A 9099-nucleotide genomic window follows, 5' to 3' on the forward strand; every position below is an offset into this window, starting at 1 on the left:
TCACGCCGCCGGCGGGGCGGGGTCGGGGGCGACGTGCCAATCGGCGGCATCCGCGTCGTACTCCTCCGGGTCGCGCTCCCACGCTTCCTCGTCGGTCTCGGCGGCGCGGTTGAGCAGGGCGAGGACCATCTCCGCCAACTCCTCCTTCGAGCGGCGGGCGAGGTCCGTGCGGGGGTTTTCGCCCTGGTCGAACGCGTCCGGGCGCTTTCGCCACGTCAGCAGCAACGCGGCGACGTGCTTGCACCGGCCCTCGGCCCATTCCGCCGTGCCGCCGCCTACCGGACAGGTGCAGGCCGCGGCCGTCACCCGACCGTCCGCCGCCGTCGCCGCGACCCGATAGAACGGGGCGTAGGTTCCCGTCACCCGCGCGCAGATCCGCGTTCCGCCGGGAACCTCATACGTTCGCCCGTCGTTCACCGCCCCGTCCTCGGCCAGCGCCTTGCCGCGGTCGTAATACTTCCCGCCGACCCAGTCGCGAACGGCTTCGGCAGTCGGCGTGGGGGACAAAGACATGGCAGAGGCCGGAGATGAGGCGGTGGGGAACCGGCGGGGCGGGTTTACCGAACGGGCCTGCCCTCCGACTGTTCGGGCGGGCGATAGCCCTTGGTCGGGTGCGTCGGTCGCGGTCCTTCGCCGGGGAGGGCGGCGGGCGGGGCGGCGAATTGAATCGACGGGTCGGCGGGTGCTTTTGAACGGGCGTCCGGCGTCGGCCGCGTCTCGGAGACGACGATCTCCGTCAGCGTGACCGGCCCCTTCGAGGTTTTCTTCCAGACGGCCCCGCAATCGGCGATCAGGCAGTCGATCAGCGTAACGCCGCCGGTCGCCCGGTCGTCCGTCATCGCGGCGGGGCCGGCGAGGCGGTGGAACGTCGAGGACCGCACCGTCGCCGCGCCGCCGTTCGACCACAAGCCGGTCTTGCCGTCGCCGAGAAAGCAATTGTCGACGGTCGCTTCCGACCACAGGCGAATCCCCCGGCCGTTGTCGAGCGCCACGCAGTCCCGCAGGGAGACCGGCGGCTTCAGATCGAACCCGCCGTCCCGATTGCGGACCGCCGTGCAACGCACGAAGGAGACGCCCTCCACGGACCCCTCCACGACGAACCCGTCGCCGTTCGCATACTTCCCCGGCGTCACGGCCATGCGGTTGTTCGCGGCGGAGCAGTCTTCAAATTGAAAGTCGGACTGCGGCGGGTTTGAGTTATTCACGACGAACCCGAACGGCAGCGGCTCCGCCGTGTTCTGCTCCCACGCCTCGTCCCCCTCGGAGCAATCCGCGGTGCACCGCATCACCCGCACGCCCCGACAGCCGCGCTCGAAGCGGAAAGCGTGTTTGCTGTAGCGAACCACGTCGCAGTCGGCGACGGTCAGCTCGCGGCAGTTCGAGAGATATAAATGGTGCCGCATCTGTGCGGCGTCCACATCGTCCAGCGTGAGCCGTTCGAGCGGTTCTTCGCCGTCGGTCGGGGCGCGCACGCCGAACTGATAGTTCCGCAATCGCAGACCGGCGAGGGTGAGATCCGACACCCCGGGGCCGAGCGAGACGGCCGTCGGTCCCTTCTTGGGGTCCGTCGCGGACCAGGTTCCGACCCACGTCGGCAGCCCCTCGCCGGTATCGACGCCGCGGATCTCCTTCGGCCGACCCTCCGTTCCGCCGGTGCGGATCTTCAAGAACTGGTTCTCATAACGACCGGAGCCGAGCAGCACGCGATCGCCGGGGCCGGCGAGGTCGTTGACGGCGGCGTCCAACCGCTCCGCGGGCAAGGCGTCCGCCCAACCGGCACCGTCTCGCCGCCCGGCGCCGTCCGGGGTGACATGCAGATCCCCCGCGGCGGCCACGCCCGACAGCCACGCGACGCCCCCGACGAAGCACAAACAATAGATCGTCTGACGCACAGCGAGGGGATGAGCGGGCACAGGCACGGAACAAGAACCGGTCGAGGAACAGCGGGCGCCGGCCGGTTATATCCGCCCCCCGCCCGCCCCGCACGTCGATCCTCTGGTTCTGAAATCCTTCTTATGTATAAAACGAATCCGCGACCCGGGGGATCGCCCCCCGAACCGCGGACCGTTTCGCAGCAAACCTCGTTACATCAAATCCAGCACCTTGCGGCCGACGGTTTCGCCGTCGCCGACGAAGACCTTCAGCTCGCCGCGTTCGGCGATCCGCTCCAGCGTCTCCAACTCGCGGAGCCGCATCAGCGCCGGGTTGTCCGCCAGCAGGCGAGCCGTGTTCGCCTGACTGCGGGCCGCGGCGGTCTCCTCGCGGCGGGTGATGAGGTTCGCCTCGGCGGCCTTCCGGGCCTCCGTGACGCGGTTCATCAGCGCCCGCATGTCGCCGGGCAGGATCACGTCCCGCACGCCGACCGCGGTCACCCGGGCGCCCACCTCGCCGGCCCGGTCGGCGGCGGCCGCGGCGACCTCCTCGGCGACCGCATCGCGGTCGGCCAGCAGGGTCTCCAGCGTCCGCGAACCGACCGCCGCCCGCAGCGCGAGCTGCACGGCCCGGTAGATGGCCCGGTCGGCGCCCTCCGCGACCAGCACGGCCCGGCGGGGATCGGTCACCTTCACCGCGGCGGTGACGTTCAGCCGCACGGTGACGTTGTCGGCCGTCAGCAGCTCCTGGCCGCTCACGTCCAGCACGGTCTCGCGGGCGGCGACCGTCACCACCTCGGCCTTCGCGGCGCCGTTCCAGAAGGCGTACAGGCCGGGCGGCAGGACCTCGACGAACCGACCGTCGAGGTACAGCACGCCGGCGGTCTCCTTCTCGACCCGGCAGACGTCCAAGGCACCGGAAGCGCCGCGGGACCGGGCGATCGCCGGCAGCTGCGGGTGCTCGAACCGGCCGTCGCGGGCTTCGATCCGCTCCACCCGCACCTTGCGGAAGCAGGTGAACAGCACGTGCAAACCGGGGCCGAGGATCCGATGGAACCGGCCGTCGGTCCACACCAGCGCCCGCTCGCGGTCGGCGAGGTCCAGCACCTCGGCCCAACCGTCCAGCACGCCGGCGTCGACGATCTCCCGCAGGCGGGGGTGGGTCAGCTCGACTTCGTCGGCCGGCTCCACGTCCACCCGCACCTCCCCCAGCCACGACCGAAGGATCGCGGGCGGGGCGAACAGCGTGTGCTCCCCGGGCGGCAGCAGCCCGGCGAAGTCGCCCCGCTTGAACAACAGCCCGACCTCCCGAGCCTTGATATGAACGGTCTTGAACACGGGAAGCCCCCTATTTCGAGGCGATTGGAGATTGATAATAGAAACAGTCTTCCCGGTTCGCCGTCGCCGTTAGGCGGCGCGCTAATCGTTTGGAGCGCGCCGCCTAACGGCGACGGCGAAGCGGGGTGATGAATGTCGTTCATAGAAACCGTCAGGGGGCGGACGGTCGGGCGAACCCCGCCGCCGCGGGCGGGGAACGCGTTCGCCGACGGCAGATCGGGCGCCGACCGCGGTCGGCGGGGAGGGGCGAGAACCGAAGTCCCCGCCCCTCCCCGCGTCCCGCGGTCGCCGGTCCCGGTCGGACCGCCGACGAGTTCACATCCCGCAAAGCCCGCAGCCGTGCGGTGCGGCGGGCCGGTCGGGAAGAGTGGCGAGCGTTCCGAAGAGCGCCCGTTCGTCGTCCGTTCCAACCGCGTCGCCGGCCGCCGTTTCGCCCGCCCCCGTCAGGCCTTTGGAGAACCACCCGCGTTTGCGGATGATTCGCTGTGCAACCGATTAACAATCGGTGTGGTGCGTACGGGAATCGAACCCGTTACCGCCAGGTTAATAGCCTGGTGCTCTAACCAAGTGAGCTAACGCCGCCGGGGGGCGTGTGAACCCGTGAACGCGGAACCCGCACGAGCCGACCGCGGGGCGTGCGAAACCCGCCGCGACGATGTGGATCGTCACAAACGGGCCGCCCCCGCGGAGCCGGCGGGCCGCCGGAACGCTGGTCCCCAGCGATGCGAACGGAGACACGCCCCCCTGGCGCCGGGTTCACGGAAAAGGGGTTGTTCTCAATACCAGCCCGACGCGCAAGCGTCGGCTGTGCGTCGTTCGAAACAAAGCCGTTTAAACGCCCCCGGCGAACCGCCGGCTGCGCCGACGGCCGATGCTTGCGCATCGGGCTGGTATGCAGTTCTCCGACAGCGCCCTGACCGGCGCGCTGCGGCGGTCGCGGCGAACGCGGTACACTCCCCGCATGCCCGCTCTGCACGTCAACGTCGATCATGTCGCCACCGTTCGCCAGGCCCGGCGGACGACGGCGCCGGACCCCGTCCATGCCGCCGTGCTGGCCGAACTGGCGGGGGCGGACGGCATCACCGTGCATCTCCGCGAGGACCGCCGGCACATTCAGGATCGCGACGTTCGCCTGCTGCGGGAGACGGTGCAAACCCGCTTGAACCTCGAAATGGCGCCGACCGCGGCGATGTGCGAGATCGCCGTCGCCCTGGGGCCGGATGTGGCGATGCTCGTGCCGGAGAAACGCGAGGAGATCACCACCGAGGGCGGCCTCGACGTCTATGCCCACAAGGACTCCGTCCGCGAGGCCGTCGCCCGTCTGCACGACGCCGGGCTGCCGGTCAGTCTGTTCCTCGACCCCGAGATGAAACAGATCGACGCGGCGCTGGAATTAGGCGTCGAAACCGTCGAATTGCACACCGGCAAATACGCCGACGCGACGACCGAAGAGGAGCGCCGGCTCGAACTGGACATCCTCATGACTGCCGGCGCCCGCGTGCGGGACGAAGGGATGCAACTCAACGCCGGGCACGGATTAAATTATCACAACGTGCGGCCCGTCGCCGCGATCCCCGGGGTGCGGGAGCTGCACATCGGCCACGGCATCGTCGGCCGGGCCGTGCTGGTCGGCTTCGAACGGGCCGTGCGCGAGATGAAGGACTTGATGACGGGGCCGTTCGGCTAGACGGGGCCCTCTGAACCGGGCCCGCGTGATCGGGGCGGCGCGGCTCGGCGGCCGCATCTTGTTCGGCCGCGGCCGGCTCTTTAGGTTGGAACGGTTTGCCGTCCCATGCCCTTCCCGCAGGTGTCGTGATGAAGTCGCTCCCGCCTGTCTGGAACCGTCCCCTGATCGCGCGTCGGACGCTGGCCTTCGGCGCCCAGTACGCCTGCTTCGCGGCGGCGCTCGGCCTGTTCGTGCTGGCGGTGCGTAAGCTGTCCACGCTGGGGCTGTCCGAGGGGGACCTGGTGGTCGGGTTGCTGACCGCCGTCAGCTGCATGCTGCTGATGATCCTGATCGGCTTGATCCTGCCGCTCGCGGCGGGGGCGGTCGGCGTACCGGAGCGGGAGCCGCGGGCGGGGTCGACCGCTCGCGATTTGTTATCATGACGCCATGAAGTTCACCCTCGCCTACGGCAAGTCCGGCCTCGACGCCGCCGTCCCCGACGAGAACCTCGTCGGCCCGCTGGAGATTCGCCCCGCCCCCCCGCTGATCGATCCCGGCGTCGACGTCGCCGAGAGCCTGCTCGAACCGATCGGCTGCCCCCCGCTCTCCGAGTTGGCGAAGGGGAAGCAGACAGCCTGCATTCTGATCTGCGACGTCACCCGCCCGGTGCCGAACGAATTATTATTGGGAGCGTTGTTGCCGACGCTCGAGGCGGCCGGCGTGCCCCGCGAGGGGATCACGATCCTCATCGCCACCGGCCTGCACCGGCCGAATCTGGGCGAGGAAATCGTGGAGTTAGTCGGCGAGACGATCGCCGCGAACTACCGCGTGGAGAACCATTACGGCAAGGATCTGGCGAGCCACACCGACCTCGGCATGAGCCCACGGGGCGTGCCGATTCATATCGACAGCCGCTACGTCGACGCCGATCTCAAGATCGCCACCGGCCTGATCGAGCCGCACCTGATGGCCGGCTACAGCGGAGGCCGCAAGCTCGTCTGCCCCGGCATCGCGGCGCTGGAGACGGTGAAGGTCTGGCACGGCCCGCAGTTTTTAGAAGATCCGAGGGCGGACTGCGGCATCCTCGAAGGGAACCCCGTCCACGAGGAGAACACCTGGATCGCCCGCCGGACCGGTTTGGATTTTATTCTGAACGTCACCCTCGACGCGGAGCGCCGCGTCACCGGGGTGTTCGCCGGGGAGATGGAGGAGGCCTTCCACGCCGGCGTCGCCTTTGCGCGGGAAGTCGTGACGGTCCCGGTCGGCGGGCCGGTGGACGTCGCGGTGACCAGCGCCGCCGGCTATCCGCTGGATCAGACCTTTTATCAAAGCGTCAAAGGCCTGACCGGCGTGCTGCCGGTGATGAAGGAGGGCGGCACGATTATCATCGCCGCGGAGATGAGCGAAGGCGTCGGCAGCCCGGAATTCGCCGGTTTGTTCGAGGAGTTCCCCACCCATGAAGGCTTTATGAAAGCCATCACCGGCGAGGACGCCGACCGCCCGGACTTCTTCGTGATGGATCAATGGCAGTTGGAGGAGATGGCCAAGGTCCTCCGCCGCTGCGAAGTCGTGTACGTCACGAACGCCCCCTTCGCGGATCAATTAGAAAAATTATACGTCACACGCGCCGACAGCGTGGAAAGCGCCGTGAGCGCGGCCCTCAAGAAGCACGGCCCGAACGCCCGCATCGCCGCGATCCCCGAGGGTCCGTACGTCCTGCCGACGCTCAGTGAATCCTCTTAGCGAGCCGGGGGGCTTGTCCCCCCGGACCGGGCCGGGCGCGGGGCCGGGCACGGTTCGCTGCGCTCACCGGGCCGGAGGGATCAACCCTCCGGCTCGCCGGCGCCTACGACGCTTCCCCGTTGAACCGCCATCCCCAAAGAGATTCGCCGCAAAGCTTGATGCTGTAATCGTCGATCCCATCGACGAGATCCCGCACCAGTTCGGTCAATCGGTTCAACGTGTCGTCGCTTACGACGAGTCGGAGGCGATCGTCGTCCGTCTCGAACCGGCAGTCGCCCGGACCCGCCGTCGACGCTCGCTCCAGCGTCCACTTCGCCGGAGCGAACCAGCGAGCGGCGCCCCCACGATTGTTCGGCACGCTCAGAACCGCCGCGGTGGGCGACGTGAGCCTCACCGTACGGCCGTCGCCCGGCTCCGCGGTTCGCAAGACCGCGAACAGCCTCAGTAGCGATTCGCAGCCCTCGGCGTCCGCCGTGCAATGCCAGCCAGGGTAGTTCTCCGCGTTGTCCTGATAACGCCACAGGAACACCGTCCCCCGCTGCCGCCACAGGGCGATCGGGCGGTCCCAGCGGTAGCCGTGTGCGTCGGTCGACATGTCGGGGGGATGAAGGAACGGCGGCGTTCGGTCTCCGACCCCGTTAGATTGGGCGGCGTTCGCCCCCTTCCGTGATTGAGCCGCCGATGATCGCCCGCTTTGCCTTCTCCTTCGCCCTGCTGCTGCCCGCGTGGGCGGTCGCGGAGGACGCCGCTGAGAAACAGCCGCCGAACGTCATCGTCATTATGGCGGACGACATGGGCTACGGGGATCTCTCCTGCTACGGGGCGACGGCGTTTGAGACGCCGCATATCGACGCCCTCGCGGAGCGCGGCGTGCGGTTCACCAGCGGGTATTGCAGCGCCTCGACCTGCACGCCCACGCGGTTCAGCCTGCTGACCGGCATGTACGCCTTCCGGCAGGACGGCACCGGGATCGCCCCGCCAAACTCCCCGGCGCTGATCCAACCGGAGACCAAGACCGTCGCCGACCTGCTCAAGAAGGCGAACTACGAAACCGCCGTCATCGGGAAATGGCACCTTGGCCTCGGCGAGAAGGGCGAAGGGCCGGACTGGAACGGCGAATTGAAGCCCGGACCGCTGGAGATCGGCTTCGATCGCTCCTTCCTGCTGCCCACCACCAACGACCGCGTGCCGCAGGTGTACGTCGATCAAAGCCGCGTGTTGAACCTCGACCCCGCCGACCCGCTGTGGGTCGGACGAAAGAAGCCGTCCGAGGATCACCCCACCGGGATCACGCACCGCGACGAACTCAAGATGGACTGGTCGCACGGCCACAACCAGACGATTCATAACGGCATCAGCCGGATCGGCTTTTATACCGGCGGCCACGCCGCCCGCTTCCGCGACGAAGACCTCGCCGATCGCTGGGTCGCCGAGTCCGTCGCTTTTATGGAGCAGCACGAACAGAAGCAGCCGGAGGAGCCGTTCTTCCTGTTCTTCAGTTCGCATGACCTCCACGTCCCCCGCATTCCGCACGAGCGATTCCAAGGCAAAACGCCGCTGGGCTTCCGCGGGGATTCGATCGTGCAACTGGACTGGTGCGTCGGCGAATTGACCGCCACGCTGGAGCGGCTGGGGATCACCGAGGAGACGCTGGTGGTGTTCTGCTCCGACAATGGGCCGGTGCTGGACGACGGCTATAAGGACGGCGCGGTCGAGCTGATCGGCGATCACAAAGCCGCCGGCCCGTACCGCGGCGGGAAGTACAGCGTATTCGAGGGCGGCGTCCGCACGCCGTTCATCACCTGCTGGCCCGGCACGATCGAACCGGCCGTCAGCGACGAGGTCGTCTGCACGATCGACCTGCCGGCGAGCCTCGCCGCGCTGGCGGACGTCGAGATCCCCGCCGGCGTGGCCCCGGACAGCGTGAACCTCGCCCCCGCCCTGCTGGGCAAAGAGGGAGCCGAGGGACGCGAGGAACTCGTCGTGCAGAACAACGGCAACGCCTTCGCGATCCGCGACGGCCGCTGGAAGCTGCACCGCCACCCCGGCGGACAGACGCGGAACCTCACGGTGGAGCAGGAGCTGGCCAACACGAAGGTGCCGAAGCTGGCCCTGTTCGACTTGGAGACCGACCCGCGGGAGACGACGAACCTCGCCGAGGAACGCCCCGAGATCGCCGCCCGGCTGGCGGAGCGTCTGGAGACCTACCTCACCGGCGGCGGACAGCAGCGGTAGGGCGAGCGGCTGGGACCCCGTCTCCTGTCCCCCCTCTCCCTCAGGGAGAGGGGCCGGGGGTGAGGGTGAGCGAGACCTCACACGCAGTCGCCCAGAGAGTCTCAGAGCGAACGCAGCGTCCCGGACGCTCGATGGCCGGCGACAGGGCGTTTGTCGGGAGAGCAGCGGGGCGGTGAACGACGCCCGGACGGTTCCAGCCCCCTCACCCCCGGCCCCTCTCCCCCAAAAAAGGGGAGAGGGGAGTAC

General features: G+C 68.8%; 8 protein-coding genes and 1 tRNA gene. 4 read left to right on the top strand and 5 right to left on the bottom strand.

Annotation, left to right across the window (positions count from 1 at the left end; all coding sequences use genetic code 11):
• The 4 genes from LzC2_RS10870 to LzC2_RS10885 form a co-directional block, all read right to left on the bottom strand.
• Entirely contained in the window at positions 1 to 513 is a 513-nt protein-coding gene (locus LzC2_RS10870) for an SWIM zinc finger family protein (protein ID WP_171186773.1), read from the bottom strand.
• Positions 514 to 557: 44 nt separating this feature from the next.
• Entirely contained in the window at positions 558 to 1919 is a 1362-nt protein-coding gene (locus LzC2_RS10875; RefSeq protein WP_171186775.1) for a right-handed parallel beta-helix repeat-containing protein, read from the bottom strand.
• A gap of 165 nt (positions 1920 to 2084) precedes the next feature.
• Positions 2085 to 3209, bottom strand: coding sequence for a slipin family protein (locus LzC2_RS10880; protein WP_315854628.1), 1125 nt, complete (start codon positions 3207 to 3209; stop codon positions 2085 to 2087).
• A 508-nt stretch (positions 3210 to 3717) separates the two neighbouring features.
• Positions 3718 to 3788, bottom strand: a tRNA-Asn gene (locus LzC2_RS10885).
• Between the two features lie 382 nt (positions 3789 to 4170).
• On the opposite strand from LzC2_RS10885, the gene LzC2_RS10890 reads away from it, so the two are divergent.
• The 3 genes from LzC2_RS10890 (at position 4171) to LzC2_RS10900 (ending at position 6618) form a co-directional block, all read left to right on the top strand.
• Positions 4171 to 4896 carry a pyridoxine 5'-phosphate synthase gene (locus LzC2_RS10890; protein WP_171186777.1) on the top strand — a complete coding sequence of 242 codons (726 nt, stop codon included), beginning with the start codon at positions 4171 to 4173 and terminating at the stop codon, positions 4894 to 4896.
• 128 nt (positions 4897 to 5024) lie between these two features.
• Positions 5025 to 5318, top strand: coding sequence for a hypothetical protein (locus LzC2_RS10895; protein WP_171186779.1), 294 nt, complete (start codon positions 5025 to 5027; stop codon positions 5316 to 5318).
• A gap of 4 nt (positions 5319 to 5322) precedes the next feature.
• Entirely contained in the window at positions 5323 to 6618 is a 1296-nt protein-coding gene (locus tag LzC2_RS10900; RefSeq protein WP_171186781.1) for a nickel-dependent lactate racemase family protein, read from the top strand.
• A gap of 103 nt (positions 6619 to 6721) precedes the next feature.
• Here LzC2_RS10900 and LzC2_RS10905 read toward each other — a convergent pair whose 3' ends face one another.
• Complete coding sequence (locus LzC2_RS10905; RefSeq protein ID WP_171186783.1) at positions 6722 to 7213, bottom strand: hypothetical protein; 492 nt, start codon at positions 7211 to 7213, stop codon at positions 6722 to 6724.
• A gap of 86 nt (positions 7214 to 7299) precedes the next feature.
• Here LzC2_RS10905 and LzC2_RS10910 point away from each other — a divergent pair, with 86 nt between their 5' ends.
• Positions 7300 to 8853 carry a sulfatase family protein gene (locus LzC2_RS10910; RefSeq protein WP_171186785.1) on the top strand — a complete coding sequence of 518 codons (1554 nt, stop codon included), beginning with the start codon at positions 7300 to 7302 and terminating at the stop codon, positions 8851 to 8853.
• Positions 8854 to 9099: the final 246 nt, after the last annotated feature.

The organism is Alienimonas chondri, from assembly GCF_013036045.1.
GTDB lineage: Bacteria > Planctomycetota > Planctomycetia > Planctomycetales > Planctomycetaceae > Alienimonas > Alienimonas chondri.